General features: G+C 35.4%; 23 protein-coding genes. 11 read left to right on the forward strand and 12 right to left on the reverse strand.

The window, feature by feature from the left end; translation table 11 throughout:
- The first annotated feature begins 3 nt into the window (after positions 1 to 3).
- From ACNC7R_RS00440 to ACNC7R_RS00460, 5 genes are all read left to right on the forward strand, one after another.
- Positions 4 to 414, forward strand: a complete 411-nt coding sequence (locus ACNC7R_RS00440) for a BrxA/BrxB family bacilliredoxin (RefSeq protein ID WP_341694342.1) — start codon at positions 4 to 6, stop codon at positions 412 to 414.
- Between the two features lie 267 nt (positions 415 to 681).
- Positions 682 to 2,040: a rhodanese-related sulfurtransferase gene (locus tag ACNC7R_RS00445; protein WP_417939027.1), complete on the forward strand. Its 1,359-nt coding sequence runs from the start codon at positions 682 to 684 to the stop codon at positions 2,038 to 2,040.
- Positions 2,041 to 2,142: 102 nt separating this feature from the next.
- On the forward strand, positions 2,143 to 3,132 hold the full coding sequence (locus ACNC7R_RS00450; protein WP_417939028.1) for a virulence RhuM family protein: 990 nt from the start codon (positions 2,143 to 2,145) through the stop codon (positions 3,130 to 3,132).
- A gap of 271 nt (positions 3,133 to 3,403) precedes the next feature.
- Positions 3,404 to 4,645 (forward strand): peptidase U32 family protein, encoded by a 1,242-nt coding sequence (locus tag ACNC7R_RS00455; protein WP_417939029.1) that lies wholly within the window; start codon positions 3,404 to 3,406, stop codon positions 4,643 to 4,645.
- Positions 4,645 to 4,875 carry a ferredoxin gene (locus ACNC7R_RS00460; protein ID WP_417939030.1) on the forward strand — a complete coding sequence of 77 codons (231 nt, stop codon included), beginning with the start codon at positions 4,645 to 4,647 and terminating at the stop codon, positions 4,873 to 4,875. The genes ACNC7R_RS00455 and ACNC7R_RS00460 overlap by 1 nt, the downstream gene beginning before the upstream one ends.
- Positions 4,876 to 4,932: 57 nt before the next feature.
- On the opposite strand, the gene ACNC7R_RS00465 is transcribed toward ACNC7R_RS00460, so the two are convergent.
- The 4 genes from ACNC7R_RS00465 to ACNC7R_RS00480 are packed head-to-tail and all read right to left on the reverse strand — an operon-like array spanning position 4,933 to position 8,842.
- The gene (locus ACNC7R_RS00465) at positions 4,933 to 5,688 is read right to left on the reverse strand and encodes a hypothetical protein (RefSeq protein WP_417939031.1); all 756 of its coding nucleotides are present in this window, start codon (positions 5,686 to 5,688) and stop codon (positions 4,933 to 4,935) included.
- Between the two features lie 47 nt (positions 5,689 to 5,735).
- Positions 5,736 to 6,278, reverse strand: coding sequence for a hypothetical protein (locus tag ACNC7R_RS00470; protein ID WP_417939032.1), 543 nt, complete (start codon positions 6,276 to 6,278; stop codon positions 5,736 to 5,738).
- A 19-nt stretch (positions 6,279 to 6,297) separates the two neighbouring features.
- Complete coding sequence (locus tag ACNC7R_RS00475; protein WP_417939033.1) at positions 6,298 to 7,641, reverse strand: ankyrin repeat domain-containing protein; 1,344 nt, start codon at positions 7,639 to 7,641, stop codon at positions 6,298 to 6,300.
- A 19-nt stretch (positions 7,642 to 7,660) separates the two neighbouring features.
- Positions 7,661 to 8,842: an ankyrin repeat domain-containing protein gene (locus tag ACNC7R_RS00480; RefSeq protein WP_417939034.1), complete on the reverse strand. Its 1,182-nt coding sequence runs from the start codon at positions 8,840 to 8,842 to the stop codon at positions 7,661 to 7,663.
- 360 nt (positions 8,843 to 9,202) lie between these two features.
- Between ACNC7R_RS00480 and ACNC7R_RS00485 the strand changes: the two genes are divergently transcribed.
- The 6 genes from ACNC7R_RS00485 (at position 9,203) to ACNC7R_RS00510 (ending at position 18,188) form a co-directional block, all read left to right on the forward strand.
- Entirely contained in the window at positions 9,203 to 10,585 is a 1,383-nt protein-coding gene (locus ACNC7R_RS00485) for a PSP1 domain-containing protein (RefSeq protein WP_417939035.1), read from the forward strand.
- Positions 10,569 to 11,054, forward strand: a complete 486-nt coding sequence (locus ACNC7R_RS00490; protein ID WP_223682724.1) for a gliding motility lipoprotein GldH — start codon at positions 10,569 to 10,571, stop codon at positions 11,052 to 11,054. Before ACNC7R_RS00485 ends, ACNC7R_RS00490 begins: the two co-directional genes overlap by 17 nt.
- Before the next feature lie 2 nt (positions 11,055 to 11,056).
- The gene (locus ACNC7R_RS00495; protein ID WP_417939036.1) at positions 11,057 to 13,366 is read left to right on the forward strand and encodes a penicillin-binding protein 1A; all 2,310 of its coding nucleotides are present in this window, start codon (positions 11,057 to 11,059) and stop codon (positions 13,364 to 13,366) included.
- Positions 13,367 to 13,534: 168 nt separating this feature from the next.
- Positions 13,535 to 14,236, forward strand: coding sequence for a CoA transferase subunit A (locus ACNC7R_RS00500; RefSeq protein WP_417939037.1), 702 nt, complete (start codon positions 13,535 to 13,537; stop codon positions 14,234 to 14,236).
- Between the two features lie 172 nt (positions 14,237 to 14,408).
- Entirely contained in the window at positions 14,409 to 15,068 is a 660-nt protein-coding gene (locus tag ACNC7R_RS00505; RefSeq protein ID WP_417939038.1) for a CoA transferase subunit B, read from the forward strand.
- Positions 15,069 to 15,410: 342 nt separating this feature from the next.
- Positions 15,411 to 18,188: a M4 family metallopeptidase gene (locus ACNC7R_RS00510; protein WP_417939039.1), complete on the forward strand. Its 2,778-nt coding sequence runs from the start codon at positions 15,411 to 15,413 to the stop codon at positions 18,186 to 18,188.
- A 90-nt stretch (positions 18,189 to 18,278) separates the two neighbouring features.
- Here the strand turns inward: ACNC7R_RS00510 and ACNC7R_RS00515 are convergent, their stop codons facing one another.
- The 8 genes from ACNC7R_RS00515 to ACNC7R_RS00550 all read right to left on the reverse strand — a co-directional run bounded on the left by ACNC7R_RS00515 (position 18,279) and on the right by ACNC7R_RS00550 (position 25,544).
- Entirely contained in the window at positions 18,279 to 19,883 is a 1,605-nt protein-coding gene (locus tag ACNC7R_RS00515; protein WP_417939040.1) for a fumarate hydratase, read from the reverse strand.
- Positions 19,884 to 19,953: 70 nt separating this feature from the next.
- Positions 19,954 to 20,721, reverse strand: a complete 768-nt coding sequence (locus tag ACNC7R_RS00520; protein ID WP_417939041.1) for a hypothetical protein — start codon at positions 20,719 to 20,721, stop codon at positions 19,954 to 19,956.
- Positions 20,705 to 21,166 carry an IS200/IS605 family transposase gene (gene tnpA / locus ACNC7R_RS00525; protein WP_417939042.1) on the reverse strand — a complete coding sequence of 154 codons (462 nt, stop codon included), beginning with the start codon at positions 21,164 to 21,166 and terminating at the stop codon, positions 20,705 to 20,707. The genes ACNC7R_RS00520 and tnpA overlap by 17 nt, the downstream gene beginning before the upstream one ends.
- Positions 21,167 to 21,437: 271 nt before the next feature.
- Complete coding sequence (locus ACNC7R_RS00530; protein ID WP_417939043.1) at positions 21,438 to 22,877, reverse strand: nucleoside recognition domain-containing protein; 1,440 nt, start codon at positions 22,875 to 22,877, stop codon at positions 21,438 to 21,440.
- Between the two features lie 122 nt (positions 22,878 to 22,999).
- The gene (locus ACNC7R_RS00535) at positions 23,000 to 23,713 is read right to left on the reverse strand and encodes a 3'-5' exonuclease (RefSeq protein WP_417939044.1); all 714 of its coding nucleotides are present in this window, start codon (positions 23,711 to 23,713) and stop codon (positions 23,000 to 23,002) included.
- A gap of 84 nt (positions 23,714 to 23,797) precedes the next feature.
- Complete coding sequence (locus tag ACNC7R_RS00540) at positions 23,798 to 24,022, reverse strand: hypothetical protein (RefSeq protein WP_417939045.1); 225 nt, start codon at positions 24,020 to 24,022, stop codon at positions 23,798 to 23,800.
- Positions 24,023 to 24,044: 22 nt separating this feature from the next.
- Positions 24,045 to 24,521: a methylated-DNA--[protein]-cysteine S-methyltransferase gene (locus tag ACNC7R_RS00545; RefSeq protein ID WP_417939046.1), complete on the reverse strand. Its 477-nt coding sequence runs from the start codon at positions 24,519 to 24,521 to the stop codon at positions 24,045 to 24,047.
- A gap of 207 nt (positions 24,522 to 24,728) precedes the next feature.
- Positions 24,729 to 25,544: an NAD(P)H-binding protein gene (locus tag ACNC7R_RS00550; RefSeq protein ID WP_417939047.1), complete on the reverse strand. Its 816-nt coding sequence runs from the start codon at positions 25,542 to 25,544 to the stop codon at positions 24,729 to 24,731.
- Positions 25,545 to 25,639 lie beyond the last annotated feature (95 nt).

Raw genomic sequence — 25,639 nt, forward strand, 5'->3', positions numbered from 1 at the left:
AATATGTATCCACAAGAAATGGTAAAACCAATGGAAGCTGAATTAACAGCAGCTGGTTTTCAAGATTTACATAGTGCAGAAGCTGTAGATAATGCTATCAAAGCTGAAGGTACCACATTAGTAGTTGTGAATTCTGTATGCGGTTGTGCTGCAAGAAATGCACGTCCTGGAGCAAAAATGAGTTTGCAGGGAGCAAAAAAACCAGATCATTTAATCACTGTTTTTGCAGGAGTTGATAAAGAGGCTGTTGATGCTGCTAGACAGCATATGTTTCCTTTTCCTCCATCATCACCTTCTATGGCTTTGTTCAAAAACGGAGAGTTGGTTCACATGCTAGAGCGTCACCACATCGAAGGACGTCCTGCAGAAATGATTGCTGAGAATTTGCAAGATGCGTTTAACGAATTCTGTTAATTCTTAAGATTTAAATTATATCAAGACTGTCTATTCATTTAGGCAGTCTTTTTTATTAGAAGCTATTCCGGCTGTTCGCTGTATCTTTTGTGCCGAACCCCGTCACAAAAGGATGTCGCTTCCATCCGGGCTAAAATCAAAATAGAAAAGACCTTAGGTTTTTAAAAGCTTTTCAAAACTTAGGTACTCAGAATCCTTGTAACTTAGGAGCTTTTTCCTAACTTTGCACCTTCAAAAAATAATTTCTAAACTTAAACTGTTTATAGCATGCAACTGTATAACACCTTAAGCGCAGAAGAAAGAGCCATCATGATCGATGATGCCGGTAAACAACGACTTACGTTGTCTTTCTATGCGTATGCCAAAATTCAAGATCCCAAAAAATTTCGCAACGATTTATTTGTAGCCTGGAATAAGCTCGATGCTTTAGGCCGAATTTACGTTGCCACTGAAGGAATAAATGCTCAGATGAGTATTCCTGAAGAAAACCTGGAAGCTTTTAGAGCTACTCTCGAAGTTTATGATTTCATGAAAGGCATACGTCTCAACGAAGCTGTTGAACACGATGATCATTCGTTTTTGAAACTCACAATCAAAGTTCGTGATAAAATCGTTGCTGACGGTCTAAATGACGATACTTTTGATGTAACTAATATAGGCGTTCACCTGAAAGCTAAGGAATTCAACGAAATTCTTGATGATCCAAACACTATTGTAGTCGATTTTAGAAACCATTACGAAAGCGAAGTAGGTCATTTTAAAGGTGCGATTACTCCGGATGTAGAAACTTTCAGAGAGAGTTTACCTATTATCAACGAACAGCTTAAAGACTATAAAGAAGATAAAAACCTGGTGATGTATTGTACCGGAGGAATTCGCTGCGAAAAAGCCAGTGCGTACTTCAAACACCAGGGGTTTAAAAACGTTTATCAGTTAGAAGGAGGAATAATCAACTATGCGAAACAGCTAAAGGAAGAAGGGCTGGAAAGCAAATTCATTGGAAAAAACTTTGTATTTGATAATCGTTTAGGCGAAAGGATTACAGATGACATCATCTCTCAATGCCATCAATGCGGAAAACCTTGTGATAATCACACCAATTGCGAAAATGATGGCTGTCATTTATTGTTTATTCAGTGTGATGATTGTAAAGCCGCTATGCAAAACTGCTGTTCTGCAGAGTGTCTTGAAGTTGTAAATATGCCTTTGGTGGATCAGGTAAGATTAAGAGCCGGAAAACAGGTAGGAAATAAAGTTTTCAGAAAAGGAAAATCAGAAAATTTGAAATTCAAGCATTCTGGCGACTTGCCAGAAACTGCTTTGGCAACAGCCCAAAAGCCAGCTGATATTCGCCAAAAGGTAAAAATCAAAAAAGTATTGCTTGGAAAAGCAGAGCATTTTTACGTTAAAGCGCAGGTAGGACAATTTACAGTTGAAAATAACGAACTGAATGCAGGCGACAAAATCTTAATTTCAGGACCAACAACCGGTGAACAGGAATTGGTTTTAGAAAAATTAATTGTAAATGGAGCAGAAGCTCAATCTGCTAAAATTGGAGATAAAGTTACTTTTCAAGTTCCATTCAGAATCAGATTATCGGATAAAATATATAAGGTTTTAGGATAAATTCTTATTCTAAAATCGAATTTCAAAAACCTATTTTGCATTAAGCTGAATAGGTTTTTTTAGCTTTCAATACTTATATTTGTTTAAATGCTTATCGATGTTATGAACGATTTTAAAAATTTTATATTATACACTGCGCCTAACGGAGAAATTCGAGTTGATGTATTGCTTCAAAATGAATCCGTATGGTTAACTCAAAAAGCGATTGCAGAGTTATTTGGAGTCAAAGTACCTGCTATAAGTAAGCATTTTAAAAATATTTTTGAAGAAGGAGAATTAGTTGAATCTTCAGTTGTTTCCAAAATGGAAACAACTGCTTCTGATGATAAAAATTACATTACAAATTATTATAACCTCGATGCCATAATTTCTGTTGGTTACAGAGTAAATTCAACAAAAGCCACACAATTTCGTATTTGGGCTACTCAAACTTTAAAAGAATATATTATCAAAGGGTTTGTTTTAGATGACAATCGATTAAAACAAGGTCAGGCTGTTTTTGGTAAGGATTATTTTAAAGAATTATTGCAAAGGGTTCGTTCAATCCGGGCGAGTGAAAGAAGAATTTACCAGCAAGTAACTGATATTTTTGCAGAATGCAGTATTGACTATGACAGTAATTCTGAAATATCAAAGAATTTCTATGCCATCGTTCAGAATAAATTTCATTTTGCCATTACAGGAAAAACGGCTGCTGAAATCATTTTTAAAACAGCTGATGCTAAAAAGGAAAATATGGGACTAACTAGCTGGAAAAACAGTCCAAACGGCAGAGTTTTAAAATCGGATGTGATTGTTGCTAAAAATTATTTAGAGGAAAAAGAAATCAAGCAATTGGAACGTACGGTAACAGGGTATTTTGATTATATAGAAGGATTAATTGAACGCGAAAATACTTTTACGATGGAACAATTGGCAACCAGTGTCAACAAATTCCTAACGTTTAATGATTATAAAATTCTGGAAGGAAAGGGTAAAATTTCTAAAATACAAGCAGATAAAAAAGCAATTACTGAATATGAAGTATTCAATAAAACCCAAAAGATAATTTCTGATTTTGATAAACAAATAAGAAATAAAATAAGAGATTGAAAAACAAATCATTTCGATAATTAATTGAATATAAATTAGTTATTCGCGCTTCTTTTTTAAGGGATATGGTAACATTTTCTTTGGTCAATTCTAAAATAAACATGAGATTTAAATTAGCCTGTGGTTTCAACCGTGGGCTATATAAATCTGCTACAAATAATCTTTTAAATATACACTATGATATAAATCATAGAAATCAATTTATACCCACATTATTTTTGTCAATTGTTTGATGATTCTAAAACATATTATTTGAATAATAAAATCAAAAATGACAATTAACAACAAAATCGAACTCATGGCTCCTGCAGGGAATTTTGAGTCGCTTCAGGCTGCTTTAGATAATGGCTGTGATTCTGTATATTTTGGTGTTGAACAACTCAACATGCGTGCAAGGTCAACGGTTAATTTTACAATGGAAGATTTAAAAGAAATCGTTAATCGCTGTAAAGCCAAAAATGTTCGAAGCTATCTGACTTTAAACACTATTGTTTACGATCATGATTTATCGGTCGTGAAAACAGTATTGAATAAAGCCAAAGAAGCTAATATCACCGCAGTAATTGCGTCAGATCAGGCTGTAATTACTATGGCAAGATCGATTGGAATGGAAGTTCATATTTCAACTCAATTGAATATAACTAATATCGAAACCATTAAGTTCTACAGTTTATTTGCCGATACAATGGTTTTAAGCCGTGAATTGAGCTTGCGTCAGGTAAAGAAAATCACAGAACAAATTCAAAAAGATCAAATTAAAGGGCCTAACGGAAACTTGATAGAAATAGAAATCTTTGGTCACGGAGCTTTATGTATGGCGGTTTCGGGAAAATGTTATTTAAGCCTGCATTCGCATAATTCGTCTGCGAATCGCGGTGCGTGCAAACAAAATTGCCGAAAAAAATATACTGTTATCGATCAGGAAACGGGTTTTGAAATAGAATTGGATAATGAATACATGATGTCCCCAAAAGATTTGTGTACATTGGATTTTCTGGATCAGGTGATTGATTCCGGAATTCGGGTTTTGAAAATCGAAGGACGAGGAAGAGCACCCGAATACGTGGCAACAGTTATTAAAACCTATCGCAAAGCTATCGATTCCTATTACGAAGGTACTTTCTCGAAAGAGAAAACCGCAGTTTGGATGGAAGCTTTAAATACGGTTTATAATCGTGGCTTCTGGTCAGGTTATTATCTGGGTCAGGAATTGGGAGAATGGAGCAGTATTCCGGGTTCAGCAGCAACTCAAAAGAAAGTTTATATTGGAAAAGGAACACATTATTTTCCAAAAGCCGGAGTTGGGCAATTCAAAATAGAAGCTTACGATATTAAAGCGGGCGATAAAATTTTGGTTACGGGTCCAAGTACCGGAGCTCAGGAAATGATTATCGACGAAATGTTTGTAAATGATTTTACGGCAGAAAAAGCAACAAAAGGTGACGATTGTACTTTTAAATTGCCATTTAGAATCAGAATGTCTGACAAACTCTATAAAATTGTTGAAGGCTAATGGTAATCATCACTTTACAAAGAGATAAATGCATCGGGTGTAATTATTGCGTGGAAATGGATCCGGTTCATTTTCAAATGTCAAAAAAGGATGGGAAATCAGTATTGCTCCATTCGCAGCATACAAAAGGATTTTTTACTTTAAAATCGCCAAATCATGCCATTGCAGAAAGCTGTCAACTGGCCGCAAAAGTTTGTCCGGTTAAAATTATTACTGTTAAGGAAACGTAATATAATCCTTCAGGCAAAAAAACTATTCTGTAGCCATACAAAATAGGGTTTTCATTGTTATTCGCTTGAAAAATCAAGTTCATCAAAGTCTTCAATTTCAGATAACTTAATCAATTTTGTTCTACTGATTTTACTTTCTTTTTTCTCAAAAATTTCATCGTCATCATAAGTGTTTTCATTGATGTTTTGGTTTACGATTTTTTTACGTGTTAAGAAATTGATACTGGTTTCGGTGAGAACAATTGGCCCGTGGTTACTGCTTCCATCGTAACCAATCAATTCTAAATCATTATTTTGAAGTCTAAATGTATAAGACCAATATCCATATCGGCCGTGACGGTAATTGATAAATAATTTGTTTTTTTCGATTCCAAAATCAAGTTCGGGGGCATAATAAACACCGCCATCTTCGTTTTCAGAGGAGAAACAATTATAATTTTTAACCGCTAATTCATAACCGCTTTTTTTATTTAAAAGAACCATAATTCCTCTGCGATTACGATCTAATTTACCTCGAGATTCATCCGTAATAACTTTACTTTTATCTGTGCCTTTTATGATTAAGGCACAATCTTCTAATCCATCTTTATTCAGATCACCGTAAATGGTGTCAAAAGGGATATAATTTTTAGGGATGAAATCAGCAAGATTCTTTTTGATTTCGATGTGAGGTTCTTCAACTTCGGGAACTTCTTTTAAATCGACAACTTCTGCTTCAGGCGATTCTCTATTGGTTTTAGAATCTTTATTACAGCTGTTTACTACAGTAAGCAAGAGTATTGCTATACTAACTAAGAAATATTTCCTGATCATATCTGGGAATTTTTTGTTTTAATGATGAGATTAATTTTCGATTGACTTTAAATACCAAATTTTGTATCAATGTGATGTTTTTCAGCATACGCTTTTCCAGTAGCCATTAGTTTAGCAAATTTGGAAACAGCTTCTGTTTGAGTTGCAGCATCAAAATCGGCTATTGCTTTTTCGATTTGTTCCGGTGAAGCTTTTTCGTCTTTCATTTTAGCAATTGGCAAATAACCTTCTTTTTGTTTCGAAATTACATAAGAAAATAAATCTTTTGAAGCCTCAAGCATTTCTTTATTATCATCGTCTTCTGTTATTTCATTAATTCTTTTCAATTGAATTTCTAAATTTGATATGTCATACTTAAAAGTATCATAATAAGAGGAAGAAATCATCTTTTTTTGATTTTCATCATAAACCTGAGGTTCAGATTCCAGCTTATTGCTGATTTCTTTGCCGCCAAATCGGGATAACAAATTGGAATTTAAAACGGCAATATCAAAAGTTTTTTCTGGTGATAAATTGCTGCAGGAAGTAGAAATTAGACTTCCCGCGATTATTACTAAAAATAGGTTGGCAATATTTAAGATTTTTTTCATTTTTACTTTTGTTTATTATTTATGCCTTTAAAATTTTACTTTTTTCTGTGTCAAATTCTTCCGAAGTCAAAATTCCGGCATCCAGAAGTTCTTTTAAATCCAGTAATGCTTTTTTCTTTGCTTCCATAGCATTTCCTGAATCTGTTTTTTGCGGTTCTTCTTTCTGAATTGGTGTTATAACCGTTCCCGAAGGTGCATATTTCAGAATCAGTTCTGTGATTTCATTAAAACCTTTCACATTCGAATAGTCAATCGCTTTTTGTTCTTTTACATTTACAATTGAAGCATCAGCTTTATTTTCTAATAAATATTTTACCACATCTTTCTTTCCGTTGGCTGCGCTGTAATGCAAAGGCGTATTTCCGGATTCGTCCTGAATGTTGATGTTTGCCCCGGCTTCAACCAATAATTTTACCATACTTAAATTGCCTTTTTTGGTGGCAACATGCAGCAGACTTTCTCCACCATACGTATAAGAGCTGCTTAATGTGAAACTCGAATCGTTCGAAATGTTAGAGGAACTTACAACCCAGTCCAGATAATCGTTCATAGAAGAAGTATCGCCAGCGACTGGTTTGCTGTAATTAACATCAACTCCGTTTCCTAAAAACAAAGCCACAATCTCCTTTTGGTTATTCGAGCAGGCATACCAAATTGGAGAGTGACCGTTGTTGTTGGATGTAAATACATCAGCACCTCTTTCAATCAAAAGTTTGGCCAGCATTCTGTTGGTTTCATAGCAGGCAATCAAAAGCGCATTTTCGCCCGAATGATTAACGTGATTAATATCGGCGCCATTGTCCAAAAGGAAAGTTACCATTGGCAACGATTTGGTGTAACAAGCGTAAAGTAATGGCGTATTTCCTTGTTTGTCGGTCACATTGATGTCGGCTCCTTTGTCTAAGAGCAACTGAATTATTTCACGGTTTAATTTTGCAGAAGCCAATAGTAATGGAGTTTCTCCGTTGTTATTCAATAAATTAACATCGATTCCTGCTTCAAGCAACTTTGTTGCAATTTCAATTTGAGCTGTCTGAGCAACTAAATGTAAGAGGCTATTTCCGTATTTATCATTTTTGATAATTTCTGCTCCATTTTCTAAAAGATACAAAGCGGTTTGTTTCTGTTTTTGAAGACAGGCAAAGTACAGAGGTGTTTCTCCCTGATGGTCTTCGTAATTAATATCGGCGCCGTCTTCAGTCAGGATTTTTACAATATCCAGATACCCTCTGTGAGCGGCATAATGAAGTGCAGTTCTTCCACGCTCATCGGTATATTTTACATCTACTTCTTTGTTTCGAAGGAGTAATTCTGCTATTTTTCTGTTCCCGTTTTCGCAGGCAATTATAAATGACATTGACATAGAATCTTAGTTTTATAAATTAAGCTTTCATTAAAAGCTCAACGGTTTTTATTTTCAAATTGTCTGTAGAAGCAAGCGTTAGAGCGGTTTCGTCTTTATCGTTGGTGATCTCTTTATCTGCACCATTCTCTAGAAGCAATTTTACTTTTCGATAGATTTCTTTAGCTGTTTCTGCATCAAAATTCACATTGAACGCACAGACTTTGTGTAAAATGGTATTTCCCTGATGGTCCTGTTCGTTCACATCAATAGCTCCGCTGTCTAGAGCTGATTTTAAAATGCCCGATTTCTTCTCAGCAATATAATCGATACCCGATTTTGGATTTCCGTAATAGGTAGCGCAGTGATTTAAGTCGGCACCATCAGACAATAATCGTTGTAATGCATTCAAATCGGACTCAGAATCACACATCATTCGGATAAATTCGGTTAGTAAAGTTCTTCCGTCTTTGTTGATACTGTTAAAATCTGCTGATGACGATTCGGTCAGAAGTTCATACATTGGCATAGAAAACTGCTCGCCTAAAGCATAATAAAAAGAACTGTTTTCCTGATTGTCTTTTTCATTTGGATCAGCTCCATTTTCAAGCAGCATCGGAATATATTCTTTTTTGTTTCTTTTAATGGCATACATCAAAGGCGTTGTGCCGACTACATTTTTCTCATTAATGTCGACACCATTTTCAAGAAGTATTTTGATGTATTCTTTGCCTTTTTCAACATTCAGAGAATAATTATTTACGATTTTATGAATTAGATTTTCTTGTGAATTGCTTTTATAATTGGCATTACAGCCAAAATCCTCTATTAAGCTTTTAATGACTTCCGGTATCACTTCTTTTTCGATACAGTATCCCAGCAAAGTCTGATCGCTGATTTCATCATTTACATTGTCGACTTTTGATAGTATCGCTTTGAAGAAAGAAAGAGACTCGCCATCATTTTTTATATTTCGGGAAAGAGGATTGAAAATCGATTTGTCAAAACTCTCCAATTCGTAAATATCCGTTTCAATAAAACCGGCTTTTATGAATCTTTCGATAAAATCAATTTCTTTGGCTTCAATTATTTTAGATGCGATTTGGGAAAAATTGTTTTTAAGATATGGTTCATTAAATTTTTCTCCGTTATTTAGACATTCTCTCGCCTCGTTAAATTTTCCCTGAAAAAGGAAATTTTCAATCTGGTTTTGTGTTTGCATTTGAATATATTTAAAATAAAAGTTTAAGTTTCAACTCAGGTTTTGTTTGTAATTATAGACTTCACAATTGATGATGTAAGATAAAACATAAAAATTAGAAATATATTTCAGGATAAAAAGTAAAAATTACATTTTAACCGATAAAATATGCAGAATACAATTTTTGAGCAAAAAAAAATCATAAATCCAAAGCATACTTGATAGCTGAATAATGAAATGCGGGATATAAAAAAAGAGTGATATTTTATTTAACAACCCTTTAGTCTTAATGCATAAAAAGCAAAATAAAAAAAATACTATCTTTACCGATCAAACGTTTATGAACTTAAGCTGCATTCTGGCAGCACTACATATATCATTATGGCATGTACAAGTTGTTCAACCTCAGATGGCGGCTCGCCAAAAGGTTGTAAAAATAATGGGACTTGCGGCACCGACAGCTGCAATAAATTAACGGTTTTTGACTGGCTTTCGAATATGAGTCCGTCTAATGGAGAAGCAATTTTTGATTGTGTTGAGGTTCGTTTTAAAAACGGACGCAAAGAATTCTTTAGAAATTCAGAAAAATTAACTTTAAGTATCGGCGATATTGTAGCCACTGTTGCTTCGCCGGGTCATGATATCGGAATTGTAACGCTTACAGGTGAATTGGTCAAAATTCAGATGAAGAAAAAGGGAGTGAATTACGAAAGTAACGACATTCCGAAAATTTACAGAAAAGCATCTCAAAAAGATATTGATATCTGGTCTGTGGCACGTGATCGTGAAGAACCAATGAAGGTTCGTGCACGTGAACTGGCGATTCATCATAAACTGGAAATGAAAATTTCGGATATTGAATTCCAGGGCGACGGATCGAAAGCGACTTTTTACTACACAGCAAATGATCGTGTTGATTTTAGAATGCTGATTAAAGATTTTGCTAAAGAATTCAGTACCAGGGTTGAGATGAAACAGGTAGGTTTTCGTCAGGAAGCAGCCCGTTTAGGCGGAGTTGGTTCATGCGGACGTGAGCTTTGTTGTTCGACTTGGCTGACCGATTTCAGAAGTGTAAATACTTCGGCAGCACGTTATCAGCAATTATCCTTGAATCCGCAGAAATTAGCGGGACAATGCGGAAAATTAAAATGCTGTCTAAACTATGAGCTGGATACGTACATGGATGCTCTTAAAGACTTTCCTGATTATGATACTAAACTGATTACTGAAAAAGGAGATGCAGTTTGCCAGAAACAGGATATTTTTAAAGGATTAATGTGGTTTGCTTACACAAATAATTTTGCAAACTGGCATGTTTTGAAAATAGATCAGGTAAAAGAAATTATTGCCGAAAACAAACAGAAAAAGAGGGTCTCTTCTTTGGAGGATTTCGCTATAGAAGTAACTTTAGAACCTGAAAAAGATTTCAATAATGCAATGGGTCAGGAAAGTTTAACCCGTTTTGACCAGCCTAAAAAGAAGAAAAAACCTAACCGCAAGCGTAAACAAAATACTGAAGCTGCTATAGTTGCAGCTCCTCAGAAATCACAGCAGGAAAAAAACACTAATAATACTAAACCTGCCGGGAATAATAATCCGAACAATGGCAACAATGCAAATAAACCCAACAACCCAAACAAGCAAAATCAGAAGAAAAAGCATAATTCGAATAAAAACAATGCGAATAAGCCAAATTCAAATGAGAATAAACCAGCTGAACCAAGAAAACCTATAATTATTACTAAAAATGAGAATAAAAAATAGCGGAATTCTTTTTTTGGCAGCTATACTTCTTTTTTCATGTGATAAAAAAAGAGTATTTGATGAGTACAAATCTGTTGGAAGTGCCTGGCACAAAGACAGTATTGTAACCTTCGATCTGCCGGTTTTAGACTCCACAAAACGATACGATTTATTTGTAAATGTGAGAGATAATAACAATTACCCCTTTAGTAACTTGTTTTTAATTGTCGCTATCGAAATGCCAAACGGATTTACGAAAGTTGATACATTAGAATATCAAATGGCAAATCCTGATGGGACACTTTTAGGGAATGGTTTTTCGGATATTAAAGAAAGTAAGCTGTATTTAAGAGAAAATGTTAAATTTAGAGGTAAATACAAAGTACACATCAAACAAGCCGTAAGACAATCAGGAAAAATCCCGGGAGTTCAGGAATTAGAAGGTATTACGGATGTAGGTTTTAGAATAGAACAAAAAGATCAGAAATAGTTATGGCTGCTAATAAAAACAATCAAACAAACAGTACTAAGGATATTAAATATTATCAAAAAAAATTCTGGAGAATCTTTGCTTACGGGTTATTAGGTATTTTGGCCTTTTTCCTATTTGCGTCATGGGGACTTTTTGGATCCATGCCTTCTTTTGAAGATTTAGAAAACCCGGATTCTAATCTGGCTACTGAAATCATTTCTTCTGACGGAGTGGTAATTGGAAAGTATTTTAAAACCAACAGATCGCAGCTTAAATATTCAGACTTGCCAAAAAATCTGGTTGAAGCTTTGGTTGCAACAGAGGATGCCCGTTTTTATGAGCATTCAGGAATTGACGGGCGCGGAACTTTAAGAGCAATTTTTACTTTGGGAACCAATGGTGGAGCAAGTACACTGACACAGCAATTAGCAAAACAATTGTTTCACGGAGAAGGCTCTAAATTTCTTCCTTTCAGGATTGTACAAAAAATAAAGGAGTGGATTATTGCTATCCGTCTGGAAAGACAATATACCAAAAACGAAATTCTGGCGATGTACTGCAACGTTTATGATTTCGGAAATTATTCAGTTGGTGTAAGTTCGGCAGCACAAACCTATTTTTCAAAAGAGCCGAAGGATTTAACGATAGACGAGTCTGCTATATTGGTGGGAATGTTCAAAAACTCAGGTTTGTATAACCCTATTCGTAATCCAGAGGGAGTAAAAAACCGTCGTAATGTGGTTCTATCACAAATGGCAAAAGCAAAAATGATTACAGAAGCTGAAAAAGAAAAGTATCAGGCATTACCAATAACGTTAAAATTCAAATTAGAAAGCCACCGTGAGGGTATGGCAACTTATTTCAGGGAATATCTCCGTGATTACATGAAAAAGTGGATGGCAGATAACAAAAAACCGGATGGATCTGATTATGATATTTATAAAGATGGTTTAAAAATCTACACCACTATCGATTCAAGAATGCAGGCTCATGCTGAAGAGGCGGTTGCCGAACACATGAAAAATTTGCAACAGCAGTTTTTTATTGAAATGAAGACCAATAAAAATGCTCCTTTTGTAAATATTACAAAAGCTGAAACCGACAGAATCATGATGCAGGCTATGAAGAATTCTGTTCGTTGGGCTCAGATGAAGGAAATGGATAAGAGTGAAGATGATATTATTGCATCTTTCAAGGTAAAAACAAAAATGAGAGTCTTTACCTGGAAAGGAGAGCGCGATACTACCATGACACCATTGGATTCTATCCGTTATTACAAACACTTTCTGCAGTCAGGTTTAATGGCGATGGAACCGCAAACAGGTGCAATTAAAGCATGGGTTGGCGGAATCAATTATAAATATTTTCAATATGATCACGTAGGGCAGGGAGCAAGACAGGTAGGATCTACTTTCAAACCTTTTGTTTATGCGACAGCTATTGAACAATTGAATATGTCCCCTTGTGATTCTATTTTAGACGGACCGTTTATGATTCATAAAGGGCGTCATCATGTAACAGAAGACTGGGAGCCAAGGAACTCTGATTACAGATATAGGGGAATGGTTACTTTAAAACAAGCTTTAGCAGCTTCAATCAATACTGTTTCTGCAAAATTAATTGACAGAACAGGACCAGAAGCTGTTGTAGAACTAACGCGAAAATTAGGTGTTAAAACTGAAATCCCGGTGCAGCCATCTATCGCATTAGGAGCTGTTGATATTACAGTAGAAGATATGGTGGCTGCCTACAGTACATTTGCTAATCAGGGCGTGTATGTAAAACCACAATTTTTAAGTAAAATTGAAAACAAAAGCGGTGAAGTTATTTATGAACCAATCCCAGAGTCGCATGATGTTTTAAATAAAGATATTGCTTTTGCTGTAATCAAGTTGCTACAGGGGGTTACAGAAACCGGATCTGGTGCACGTTTACGTACTCAGGGCGGTGGAAGTGGAGATAATCGCTGGACAGGTTATCCATATATGTTTACAAATCCTATCGCAGGTAAAACAGGAACAACACAAAACCAGTCTGATGGTTGGTTTATGGGAATGGTGCCAAATCTGGTTACAGGAGTCTGGGTAGGCTGTGAGGATCGTTCAGCCCGTTTCAAAAGTTTAACTTATGGTCAGGGCGCTACAGCCGCATTGCCGGTTTGGGCTTATTTCATGAAAAAATGTTATGCTGATCCGGCGCTAAATGTTTCAAAAGCAGAATTTGAACGGCCAGCTAATCTTTCTATTAAAGTAGATTGCTACGCCAGACCTGCTGCTGTTGTAAAAGATACTACTCAGACAGAACAAAATACAGAAGAGTTCGAACTATAGCTTTAGCTTTTTAAATTAAAAAATATCCTTTTGTAACCATCTTAAAATTAGATGAATGCAAAAGGATATTTTTTTGATATATAATAGATTTATTTTTACGAAATCGTTATAATTCAATCTAAAAATCTTATTTTTATCAAAATTACCCAGTAATAAAGACAGTTTGTTATGATTACAAAAAAAGTAAACAGTGTACACGACGCAATAACAGGTATCGAATCCGGAATGACCATTATGTTTGGAGGATTTGGTTTATGCGGAATTCCTGAAAATACTATTGCAGCCTTAGTAAAAACCCAAATTTCAGATTTAACCTGCATTTCGAATAATGCAGGCGTTGATGATTTTGGTTTAGGACTGCTTCTTCAGAAAAAACAAATCAAAAAAATGATTTCTTCCTACGTTGGAGAAAATGCTGAGTTTGAACGCCAGATGCTTTCGGGTGAACTTGAAGTTGAATTAACACCTCAGGGAACTTTAGCAGAAAAATGCCGCGCAGCTCAAGCCGGAATACCTGCTTTCTTTACTCCTGCAGGTTACGGAACTGAAGTAGCAGAAGGAAAAGAAGTCCGTGAATTCAAAGGTAAAATGCATATTATGGAAGAAGCTTTTAAAGCCGATTTTGCCATTGTAAAAGCATGGAAAGGAGATGAAGCCGGAAACCTGATCTTTAAAGGAACAGCCAGAAATTTCAACGCCTGTATGGCCGGTGCAGCAAAAATTACGATTGCTGAGGTCGAAGAATTAGTTCCTGTTGGAACTCTGGATCCGAATCAAATTCATATTCCCGGAATTATGGTGCAGCGTATTTTTCAGGGGGAAAAGTTTGAAAAACGAATTGAACAACGAACTGTGAGAGCAAGAAATTAGGAAATTAGAAAATGTGGCAATTAGAAAATTCTTTACACGATGTTTGAAAATTATCAAATTGACTAATTGACACATTAAATTTAATTGAGATAATGCGACAATTAGATAATTAATTTAGATTGCATAGAGTATTATCTAATTGGCACATTAACAAATTGACACATTAAAATTTATGGGACTTAGTAAAGAAGATATAGCAAAACGAATTGCGAAAGAAGTTAAAGATGGGTATTTTGTCAATCTTGGAATTGGGATTCCGACCTTGGTGGCGAATTACGTAAGAGACGATATTTCAGTAGAATTTCAAAGTGAAAATGGAGTTTTGGGAATGGGGCCTTTTCCTTTTGCCGGAGAAGAAGATGCCGATATTATCAATGCAGGAAAGCAAACCATTACAACGCTTCCGGGAGCGAGTTTTTTTGACTCGGCTTTTAGTTTCGGAATGATCCGAAGCCAGAAAGTGGATCTGACAATTCTGGGTGCGATGGAGGTTTCTGAAAACGGTGATATCGCCAATTGGAAAATCCCAGGCAAAATGGTAAAAGGAATGGGAGGTGCTATGGATTTGGTAGCTTCCGCAGAAAATATCATTGTTGCCATGATGCACGTAAACAAAGCAGGAGAATCGAAAATACTAAAAAAATGTACTTTACCATTAACGGGTGTAGGATGCGTTAAAAAAGTAGTTACTGAACTCGCTGTTCTCGAAGTGACAGAAAAAGGTTTTGAGCTCTTAGAACGCGCGCCAGGTATTTCTGTGGAGCATATCATTGCTTCTACTGAAGCTGAATTAATTATACACGGAGAAATTCCGGAGATGAATATAAGATGATTTCTTTTTTTGAACTTATCAAAAGCTGGCTTAAACGCTGGCTTTTTTTATAGGATAAATTTAAAAAATGGCCTGTTTTATTTTTAAAAGGAGTTGGAAAAGCTTGTTTTACAACGTTTTGTGATTCAATAATATGTTAATTTTAGTATATTTTTTTGTAAAATCTTTATAAAATGTTAAATAAAAGCGCGACTAAGTGAAAAAGTGTTGTATTTCATCGATTAAAGGCAGATTTCATCGATTAAATAACAAAATTAAGATACTTTTGTGATAAATTAAAGTATTTACTTACATTAAGTATTTTGTTTTTTAATCCATTACCAATTTTAAACCCCTTTTATTATGGAAAAAAAATTACCAAAAATTGTCAATGCGACAGTTGTTATGCTCACATTTTCTTTAACGGCATTTTCCCAGGTAACAGACAAACGCGTAAGTCAGAAAAATTTATCTGAAAACGGACTCCCAAGCTTAATTACCTTTAGTGACCAGTCTACTTACAAAGGCTCTGATTTTACTGCGGTCTTTAAGGATCAATTAGGTTTGAAAGACAATCAGTCTTTTGCAAAAATTAAAACAGAATCAGACCAGGAAGGTTATGTGCATGAAAAGTTTCAACTATACGAGCAAGGAATCAAAGTAGAATTTGCAAACTATACATTACATTCAAAAAACGGTAAGCTAGCTTCAATGAATGGTGAGTTTTACAATATCACAAATGCAGTTACAATGCCTAAACTATCGGCACAGGAAGCTTTTAACAAAGCCGTTCTCTACACAGGTGCCAAACAATATCTTTGGGATTCTCCAGAAGATGCGGTAGCTATGAATTATGAGAAACCTAAAGGAGAGTTGGTTTTTTTACCTGATATGGAAGCTCAGGGAACAGAAAGAACTACGGATAAAGTTAATTTAGCATATAAATTTGATATTTATGCGACAAATCCATTAAGTCGTGGGGATTTATATATAGATGCCATAACCGGAAAAGTATTGTTTTATAATGCAACTATAAAACATCTTGGCGAGTACAGCCACGGAAATTCAAAATCTGTAAATGTGGCGTCTAAAAAAGAGAATTCGAATTTAAAGGCGATAGTTGCGGCAAATGCAGCAACTCGTTACAGCGGTACCCAAACAATTCAGACGACACTAAGCGGGGCTTCATATATTTTGCTTGACGGAACCCGTGGAAATGGAATTCAGACTTATAATTCTGCCAGAACAGCAACATATCCAACTACAAATTTTACGGATGCTGATAATAACTGGACTGCCACTGAATATAATAATACAAACAAAGACAATGGGGCACTCGATGCTCATTGGGGAGCCGAAATGACATACGATTATTGGTCGGCTGTACATGGCAGAAACAGTTATGATAATGCCGGTGCCAAAATTAAAAGTTATGTGCATTATAATTTAATCGCAGCCGGATATTCTAGCAATAATAATGCTTTCTGGAACGGAAGTGTTATGACTTATGGTGACGGAAGCGGAACAGGAGGGTTTGATATCTTAACTTCAATGGATGTTGCCGGACATGAAATAGGTCATGCTGTTTGTACGTATACTGCAAATTTAGCATATCAAAAAGAATCGGGAGCGATGAATGAAGCTTTCTCTGATATTTGGGGAGCCTGTATCGAATATCGTGCAGCACCTACAAAATCTACCTGGTTAATTGGTGAAGACATCGAAAGAAGATCAGGTCATTTGGCTTTACGTTCCATGAGTGATCCAAACTCTGAGGGTCAGCCGGATACTTATGGTGGAACAAACTGGGTAAATGTAAGCTGTACGCCAACAAGCAGTAATGATTATTGTGGTGTTCACACTAATTCAGGAGTATTAAATCACTGGTTTTATATTTTGTCTGTAGGAAAATCAGGAACTAATGATCTCGGAAATGCGTATAACGTTACTGGAATAACAATTGAAAAAGCTGCAAAAATCGCTTACCGATTAGAGAGTGTTTACTTAACAGCCAATTCAACGTATGCAAATGCCAGAACTTCCGGGATACAGTCAGCAATTGATTTATACGGAGCAGGTTCTGCTGAGGTTATTGCAACAACAAATGCATTTTATGCAGTGGGTGTTGGAGCAGCTTATTCCGGAGGATCAAGTGATACAACAGCACCTACGGCACCAACAGCATTGGTAGCTTCTGGTACAACTGCTACAACTACTAATTTATCCTGGACAGCATCAACAGATAATGTAGCCGTTACAGGATATGATATTTACCAGGGTACAACTTTAAAAGGTTCTTCTACAACTACAACTTATGCTGTTACTGGGTTAACCGCTTCAACTGCTTATACGTTTTCTGTAAAAGCCAAAGATGCAGCTGGAAATATTTCTGCATCAAGCAGTACAGTAAATGTTACTACACTTGCGGGTACAGTAACATATTGTACATCAAAAGGAAATGATGCAACAGACGAAAGAATTGGTAAAGTTGTTTTTGGTACTATTAGCAATACTTCTACTGCAACAACCGGTTATGAAAACTTCACATCAGTTTCTACTAATGCCAGCAGAGGAACCGCGTATACTATTACGATTACACCAACATGGGCATCTTCAGTATACAGTGAAGGTTATGCTGTGTTTATTGATTATAATAAAGATGGTGATTTTACTGATTCCGGCGAAACAGTTTGGACAAAAGCAGCATCAACAACTACTCCGGTTACAGGATCGATTACAATTCCTGCTACGGCAACATTGGGAACGACAAGAATGAGAGTTTCAATGAAATACAATGCAATTCCAACAGCCTGTGAGTCTTTTTCTTATGGACAAGTTGAAGACTATTCAATAAACATTACTGCGACCGGAACTATCCTGGATAATCAATTGGTCAGTGATGCAGGTAAAACAAATTCAGATATGACGTTATATCCAAATCCGGTTGATAATGAATTGCATATTGCATTATCAGGGCAAAAAGGGTCTGAGTTTACAATTACAAATGCATTAGGTCAGCTGGTGAGTTCAGGTCAGTTTTCTGAAGGATCAATTGATGTAAGCAAATTAAGTGCAGGAATCTATTTTATTGAATTGAATATTGGTCAAAAAAGAGTAATCAAAAAGTTCATAAAAAAATAATTTTATTCTTTATAGCATAATATAAATTAATAAAACCGCCTGATAGGGCGGTTTTTCTATATAATATCTTTAGAGAATTAGTTTCTCACTTTATAAATTCTCAAAAAAATCATTTCCTTTATCATCGGTAATAATAAAAGCAGGGAAATCTTTTACGGTAATTTTTCGAACGGCTTCCATTCCTAATTCTTCAAAATCAACCACTTCTACTTTTAAGATGTTATCCTGAGCCAAAATAGCGGCCGGGCCTCCGATAGAACCCAAATAGAATCCACCGTATTTGTTGCAGGCATCCGTCACTTGTTTGGTACGGTTTCCTTTAGCCAGCATAATCATACTGCCACCATGTTTTTGGAATTCATCCACATAAACGTCCATACGACCTGCTGTGGTTGGGCCAAAACTTCCTGAAGCCATTCCTTCCGGAGTTTTTGCAGGACCTGCATAATAAACCGGGTGATTTTTAAAGTATTCCGGCATTGGTTTTCCGGCGTCTAATAATTCTTTAATTTTTGCGTGTGCAATATCACGGGCTACAATCACGGTGCCGTTTAATTTTAAACGGGTTTTGATTGGGTATTGTGATAATTTGGCTAAAATATCGGCCATTGGCTGATCTAAATCAATTTCAACTGGAGCTTCTAAATGAGGGGCTGTTTCCGGTAAAAATTGTTTTGGATTCGTTTCTAACTGTTCAAGGAAGATTCCGTCTTTGGTAATTTTTCCTTTGATATTTCGGTCTGCAGAACACGAAACTCCTAATCCAACCGGACAGGAAGCTGCGTGACGAGGCAAACGGATTACACGTACATCATGCGTAAAATATTTTCCTCCAAACTGAGCTCCGATTTCACTTTCCTGACAGATTTTCTGAACACGCTCTTCCCATTCCAAATCACGAAAAGCCTGACCGGCCATGTTTCCTGAAGTAGGCAGATTGTCAAAATAGCCTGCTGATGCTTTTTTTACAGTTGCTAAATTTGCTTCGGCAGAAGTTCCGCCAATCACCAAGGCCAAATGATAAGGAGGACAGGCAGAAGTTCCTAAATCCTTGATTTTTGCGCGAATGAAGGCATCAAGGGATTTTTCATTCAATAATGATTTAGTTTGTTGATATAAATAGGTTTTGTTTGCAGATCCGCCTCCTTTTGCCATAAAAAGAAATTCATAAGAAGCTCCTTTTTTTGCATAAATATCAATCTGTGCGGGAAGATTTGAACCAGAGTTTTTTTCTTCAAACATCGAAATCGGTACAATCTGAGAATATCTTAAATTACGTTTCTGGTACGTATTGAAAATGCCTTTGCTTAACCATTCAGCATCATCAACTCCGGTAAAAATGCTTTCTCCTTTTTTCGCTAAAACGATTGCTGTCCCCGTATCCTGACAGCTTGGCAATTGCCCTTCGGCAGCTACCGAAGCATTTTGAAGTAAATTGTAAGCCACAAAACGATCATTGTCTGTTGCTTCCGGATCGTCAAGAATATTTCTTAATTTCTGTAGGTGAGATGTTCGCAACATAAAGGAAACATCTGTTAAAGCTTCTTCGGCTAATAATTCTAATCCTTTTGGATCAACCAGAAGAACTTCTTTGTCTCCAAATTTTTCAAGTTGTACAAAATCTGAAGTAATTTTGCGATATTGAGTTTCATCTTTTAGAATAGGATAAGGATCCTGGTATATAAAATCAATCATTTCTTGGTTTTTTGACAAAGTTAAAAATTATTTACCTAAGAAAGAATTTGAATTATAAGTGTTTCGGAGTTTATTGTTGGTTATGAAACTCACTAAAACTCATCTTCTTTTCAAAATAAGGTTTATCTTTTGCTGAAAGAAGTTTCTTTTTCCAATGAGTTCCCTTTAGCAAAAATGAAATAGAATCAGAATAGGTTACAATTCCCGAATCTTCATTGCTATCATCCCCGGGTTCAAATGAAACTGTCTTGCAATAAAAACTCTCAGGATCTTTTTCTGATGCATTGCTTACAAATTCAGTCCACGTTCCCCAGCCGCTGTCTGACATCGATTGCCATTGATGAACAAGCTGTAAATTATGGTTTTTCAGATAGTACAGATAATTTTCATGCGTATAACCGCAGGCAGGATATCCAAAACCAATTTGTATAAAAGAAGAATTTTTGCCTGATGCAGTAGTCAAACCTGAGGATCCTCCCCATTCAGCACCTTTTTCGTAATTGGTAATAGTAATTCTGGAAGACGTGATTTTGGTTTTGTTCTGATAAAAATCAAGTCTAAATTTCGATGTTAGGATACTGTCTTGATCTGCTTTCAGTTCTGTCAAATTTGCCAGAATATGAGTGAACTGGGCATTTTTTTCATTTGAAAGGAAAATGGTATCTGTTCGTAATATATTTTCTTCTGTTTCTGCTTTATCTGTAACAGTGGGAAGTTCTTTTGCTTCAGCAGAATTTACATCTGCAATCAGACTTTTTTGCTGTTCTTTATGACAGCTTGCGAGAATTAGTAAAAAGGAAAGGAATTGTAATTTCGTAAAATTATAATAGAGCTTCAAAAACATATTTTTGTTCGTATTGAATGTTGAATTTATTTAAAAAATTTAAATATTCATCCTTAAAGTCTTGTTTTTTATGATGCTCTTTTTGATTTTCAATGTATTTATAAAAAGAATCAATTTGAGACTGACTATAAGAAAATGCTCCATAGCCTTCTTGCCATGAAAATTTAGATTTTGTTAATTTATTATCATTAATGTATTTTGAACATTTTGCTTTTATAGTTTTCATTAATTCGGATATGCTGATAGTCGGTTTTAATGCGAGCAAACAATGTATGTGATCTTCAACGCCATTAACTATAATCGTTTTACATCCGGATTCATTTATTAAATTACCTATTACACCTAACAATTTTGATCTCCATTCTTCTTCAATAACCGCTTCTCTGTATTTTACTGCGAAAACTGCCTGAATATAAATTTGATTATATGTGTTTGCCATTTTATATGAGCCGTTCCTACGGAACTTTATAAACTTATCGTTTTTTATAACAACGGATTAAAATCCGTTGCTACAAAATAAATCATTCCCACGGAATTTTAAGTTTAAAAATAAAAAGAAAATAAAATATTTAACTTGTTAAATATTTTTTCAAAAGAAATTTTACATATCTGTTTGTAAAAAAGTTTACACAATTAAAATTAAAGAACCGTAGGTTCGGATTATGTTGTAGGACCGGATTTTAATCCGGTTTTAAATACGAATTATTATTTTAAAAAAACCAGGTCGCCACAAAAATAGCCGTAATCACACAAATTAAATCAACCAAAAGCATGGTGCCCAAAGCGTAACGAGTATTTTTAATATTTACCGAACCAAAGTAAACCGCAATTACATAAAACGTACTTTCGGCGCTGCACTGGAAAATACTGCTCAGTCTTGCTGTAAGGGAATCTGCTCCAAAAGTATTCATCGAATCAATCAAAAATCCTCTTGATCCCGCAGAACTAAAAGGGCGAAGCATGGCAACTGGCAATGCATTCGTAATTTCTTTGCTCACTCCCATATTCGAAAAGATAAATCCAATAGCATCACTGATAATTTCGAATAAACCGCTGTTTCTGAATAACGAAATAGCAACCAGCATCCCCAAAACATAAGGGAAAATCGTAACTCCTGTTTTAACGCCGTTGTTGGCTCCCACTACGAATGTGTCAAAAACAGTTGTTTCGGCATCTTTAAATTTCTTTTCATGAACAAAAGAAAAAATCAGGGTGAAAGCAATTATCGCCACTAATATTAATCCCGAAAGGTTAGAAGTGAAATAGTTTTTCCCGATTAAATCCAAATGATTCACATACATCAATAAACCAACAATGGCAGCAATTAAGGTCATTAAACCAATAAGAAGTGAAGCGCTTTTAAAATTGATTTTTTGTTTCACACCGACAATCAGGAAAGCGGCAATCGTTCCGATGAAAGAAGTAATGATACAAGGCAGCATTACATCTGCCGGATTACTGGCATTGGCAGCAGCACGATAACCGATAATAGAAGTTGCAATTAAAGTCAAACCCGAAGCGTGAAGACACATAAACATAATCTGTGCATCACTGGCTTTGTCTTTTTCGGGATTTATTTCCTGTAAACTTTCCATGGCCTTTAGTCCGAATGGTGTTGCAGCGGAATCTAATCCTAAGAAATTTGCAGCAAAATTTAAGGTCATGTACGATATCGAAGGGTGATTTTTAGGAATACTCGGAAATACTTTTACAAAAACAGGGCTCAGCACTTTAGCTAAATTTCCAGAAGCTCCCGAAACGATTAAAAGCTCCATTAATCCGCAGAAGAAGGCCAGATAAGCAATCAATGGAATTATTAAATCCAGCAAAGTGCTTTTGCATGTTGGTAATAAACCATCTGATTTTTGAAGACCGCTGTAGATTTTTACGGTTTTGTTTTTGTAAACATAAGTTGTATCGGAATTTAGCGTGTCACGATTGACAATCATAGTCTGTTCCGGAGCGTTTTTAATGCTGTCTTTGATGAAAGCAGGAAGTTGTTCAACGTATTTTTCAGAAACCAAAATCGGATCATCTTTCTTCCCATTCAAAACAGAATCAATAGTATACGTATTGGCAGTAAATAAACTCACCACAATAAACACAATCGAAGAAATAAAAATCGTTAACCAAAATCTGCTTAATACCATAGTTGTAATTTTTTGTAAATGTAATATTTTTTAAACCATGTAAGTTATGTAAGTTCATTTAAACTTTGCGTTTCAAAATCTTAGTAACTTAGTATCTCAGAACCTAGTAACTCAAAAATAAATTATACATGAATAATTTCCTCCTCAATCAATAAATCTTCTCTTCGAAAACGAAGGAAAATCTGTGCTACGGCAATGGTATCTTTTTCACAATACCTTATAATTCGGTCAATGTCTTTCTCCACATAAAAAACATGTGCGACCTGAGTTCCGTCGATATCACCTTTTGGAGAAGGAACTCCGAGGATTTTAGTCAGCAATTTTAAAGAAGTAAAATGTTTGTAATCGCCAAATTTCCATAATTCTAAAGTATCCAGATGTGGAATTTCCCATGGCTTTTTGCCGAATAAATTCAGTTTGTCCGGAATCGCAATTTGGTTGATAATCATTCGGCGTGCGAGAAACGGAATATCAAATTCCTTGGCATTATGCCCGCACAAAAGATGCTGTGGCTGATTGAAATGATTGTTCAGCAAATTATTAAAGTCTTTCAGGATCTTTTTTTCTTCTCCAAAAAAAGAAGTTACCCTGAAATTCCGAATATCTCCTTTGATTGTAAAATAACCAACGGAAATACAAATTATCTTTCCGAACTCTGCCCAGATTCCGGCACGATCGTAAAATTCTTCGGGAGTAAACTCTTCTTTTCGCTGATATTGCGTTTTTAAATCCCAAAGTGACTGCATTTCTGCATCGAGTGAATTAAAGTTTTCTTCTTCAGGAACGGTTTCTATATCAAGAAATAAAATGTTGTTGAGGTTTATTTTTTCAATCATTTTTGGAGACTTCTTAGATATTTAGATTGTTAGACTTTCTTAGATTTTTTACAAATATGCGTAAAATTCTTACTATTATTAAATTTATTTTATGAATTTACAATTAACACCTAGCTTATCTGCTTCTTCTAAGAAATATTTAGCTGAATTTTCATCAGCAATTTCCAGAATTATTTGAATGTCATCTAAAAGATTGTCTAAATTAGTTTTAGCTTCTTTCAAACCTAATCCTAATATTTTATTTTGCAACTTTACAAGCGAAACTCCTTTTAAACCTTCTCTCCAGCTTTCCATAACTATTTTTGCCATAATGAATGGGTTATAATTGTAACTAAAATAAACTTTGCTGTGTAGAAGGACTTTCGTGCTCCAAAAGCCATTTTTTGCGCCATATTTCTCCTGCATAACCCGTAAGAGATCCGTTTGTACCAATAACCCGATGACACGGAATCACAATCCAAAGCGGATTTTTACCATTTGCCGATGCTACAGCCCGAATTGCTTTTACATCTCCAAGTTTTTTAGTCTGATCCATATAACTTACTGTTTTTCCATACGGAATTTCCAATAAGGCTTTCCAGACTTTCTGTTGAAATTCGGTTCCTTGTGGATTAAGTTTTATATCGAAATTGGTTCTTTTACCTTCAAAATATTCATTTAACTGGGAAACAGCTTCCTGCAGAACTTCAGGAATGGTTTGTGAAATTTCATTTGTTCCAACATCAGAAACAGAAATTACCGAAATACCATTTTCATCTCCAATGATTTTGGTGATTCCGAGTGGTGAATTGATATAAACTGTTTTCATGATTTTTCGTTTTAACCGCAAAGACCCAAAGTTCGCAAATATTTTTGAACGATATAAATTATTTAAGTTTAAGTGTTTTGCTTTACTTATATAAAATTCAATGTCTGGCTGAGCGAAGTCGAAGGCTTATGAAAACAAAAGCCTTCGACTTCGCTCAGGATGACAATAGTGTTAGGAGATAATAAAACTTAAATAATTTATTATAGTTTAATAATCTTCCAGTCTAAATTTATAGTTTAAAACGGTTCCAATTTTATCGCTTGAAATAACCTTTTTAATATTCGATTTTTCGGGACTGAATTGTGGTAAAGGCAGCTTTTGTTCCACTGCTTTTTGAGTGTAATAATCTTCTCTGGTTGGATGAAATGGCGCAACAGCATTAAAAGCGTCATTCCATTTAGATTGGTCTATGATTTCTTCAATGATGCTGATACAATCGTTTTGATGAATCAGGTTTACGGGAGCATCTGCATTTGCCAAGTTTTCTTTTCCTGACAAGGAAGTCACAGGATGACGATCTTCTCCAATTAATCCGCCGAAACGCAGAATAGTGGTTTTGAAGTTTTGATTTTCTTGAAGAAGCTTTTCAGCTAAAACCAATTGTTTTCCGCTTTCAGTATCTGGATTCGGTTTAGTTTCTTCAGTTACAGAATCATTATTATCACCATAGACGGATGTTGAACTTACAAAAAGCACTTTCTTAACCGTCGATTTTTCTATAAAAGGAATCAGGTTTTTGATCTTTTCGAAAAAAACTTTCTTTTCAGAATCCGGATTGGCAGTTCTCAGTTTTGGCGGAATATCAATAATCATGATTTCGCTTTCTGCTAAAAAAGAGTTTATGCTCTCAGAGACACTTTCGCTTTCAAGCGCAACCAAAAACGGATTTATACCAGCTTCTTTTAAGATAGAAAGTTTGTTTTCTGAAGTTGTAGATCCGTTTACTGAATTTCCTTTTTCGATTAGTCTTTTTGCTAGCGGTAAGCCCAACCAGCCACAGCCAAGTATGCTTATTTTTGTCATTTTTTAAGATTCAAAATAGAAAAGTTTTTTTCTCTCTAGCAGATTTGCTTCGCCAGTTCGCTGTCGCTCAAGTGGCAGATTGAGCGGATTGATTT

The organism is Flavobacterium adiutor, assembly GCF_048282555.1.
Classification (GTDB): domain Bacteria; phylum Bacteroidota; class Bacteroidia; order Flavobacteriales; family Flavobacteriaceae; genus Flavobacterium.

What these genes read in the sequence shown, in the direction of transcription:
- ACNC7R_RS00440 (WP_341694342.1), top strand. Translation starts at nt 4, where the DNA reads ATGTATCCACAAGAAATGGTAAAACCAATGGAAGCTGAATTAACAGCA.
- ACNC7R_RS00445 (WP_417939027.1), top strand. Translation starts at nt 682, where the DNA reads ATGCAACTGTATAACACCTTAAGCGCAGAAGAAAGAGCCATCATGATC.
- ACNC7R_RS00450 (WP_417939028.1), top strand. Translation starts at nt 2,143, where the DNA reads ATGAACGATTTTAAAAATTTTATATTATACACTGCGCCTAACGGAGAA.
- ACNC7R_RS00455 (WP_417939029.1), top strand. Translation starts at nt 3,404, where the DNA reads ATGACAATTAACAACAAAATCGAACTCATGGCTCCTGCAGGGAATTTT.
- ACNC7R_RS00460 (WP_417939030.1), top strand. Translation starts at nt 4,645, where the DNA reads ATGGTAATCATCACTTTACAAAGAGATAAATGCATCGGGTGTAATTAT.
- ACNC7R_RS00465 (WP_417939031.1), bottom strand. Translation starts at nt 5,688, where the DNA reads ATGATCAGGAAATATTTCTTAGTTAGTATAGCAATACTCTTGCTTACT.
- ACNC7R_RS00470 (WP_417939032.1), bottom strand. Translation starts at nt 6,278, where the DNA reads ATGAAAAAAATCTTAAATATTGCCAACCTATTTTTAGTAATAATCGCG.
- ACNC7R_RS00475 (WP_417939033.1), bottom strand. Translation starts at nt 7,641, where the DNA reads ATGTCAATGTCATTTATAATTGCCTGCGAAAACGGGAACAGAAAAATA.
- ACNC7R_RS00480 (WP_417939034.1), bottom strand. Translation starts at nt 8,842, where the DNA reads ATGCAAACACAAAACCAGATTGAAAATTTCCTTTTTCAGGGAAAATTT.
- ACNC7R_RS00485 (WP_417939035.1), top strand. Translation starts at nt 9,203, where the DNA reads ATGGCATGTACAAGTTGTTCAACCTCAGATGGCGGCTCGCCAAAAGGT.
- ACNC7R_RS00490 (WP_223682724.1), top strand. Translation starts at nt 10,569, where the DNA reads ATGAGAATAAAAAATAGCGGAATTCTTTTTTTGGCAGCTATACTTCTT.
- ACNC7R_RS00495 (WP_417939036.1), top strand. Translation starts at nt 11,057, where the DNA reads ATGGCTGCTAATAAAAACAATCAAACAAACAGTACTAAGGATATTAAA.
- ACNC7R_RS00500 (WP_417939037.1), top strand. Translation starts at nt 13,535, where the DNA reads ATGATTACAAAAAAAGTAAACAGTGTACACGACGCAATAACAGGTATC.
- ACNC7R_RS00505 (WP_417939038.1), top strand. Translation starts at nt 14,409, where the DNA reads ATGGGACTTAGTAAAGAAGATATAGCAAAACGAATTGCGAAAGAAGTT.
- ACNC7R_RS00510 (WP_417939039.1), top strand. Translation starts at nt 15,411, where the DNA reads ATGGAAAAAAAATTACCAAAAATTGTCAATGCGACAGTTGTTATGCTC.
- ACNC7R_RS00515 (WP_417939040.1), bottom strand. Translation starts at nt 19,883, where the DNA reads ATGATTGATTTTATATACCAGGATCCTTATCCTATTCTAAAAGATGAA.
- tnpA (WP_417939042.1), bottom strand. Translation starts at nt 21,166, where the DNA reads ATGGCAAACACATATAATCAAATTTATATTCAGGCAGTTTTCGCAGTA.
- ACNC7R_RS00530 (WP_417939043.1), bottom strand. Translation starts at nt 22,877, where the DNA reads ATGGTATTAAGCAGATTTTGGTTAACGATTTTTATTTCTTCGATTGTG.
- ACNC7R_RS00535 (WP_417939044.1), bottom strand. Translation starts at nt 23,713, where the DNA reads ATGATTGAAAAAATAAACCTCAACAACATTTTATTTCTTGATATAGAA.
- ACNC7R_RS00540 (WP_417939045.1), bottom strand. Translation starts at nt 24,022, where the DNA reads ATGGCAAAAATAGTTATGGAAAGCTGGAGAGAAGGTTTAAAAGGAGTT.
- ACNC7R_RS00545 (WP_417939046.1), bottom strand. Translation starts at nt 24,521, where the DNA reads ATGAAAACAGTTTATATCAATTCACCACTCGGAATCACCAAAATCATT.
- ACNC7R_RS00550 (WP_417939047.1), bottom strand. Translation starts at nt 25,544, where the DNA reads ATGACAAAAATAAGCATACTTGGCTGTGGCTGGTTGGGCTTACCGCTA.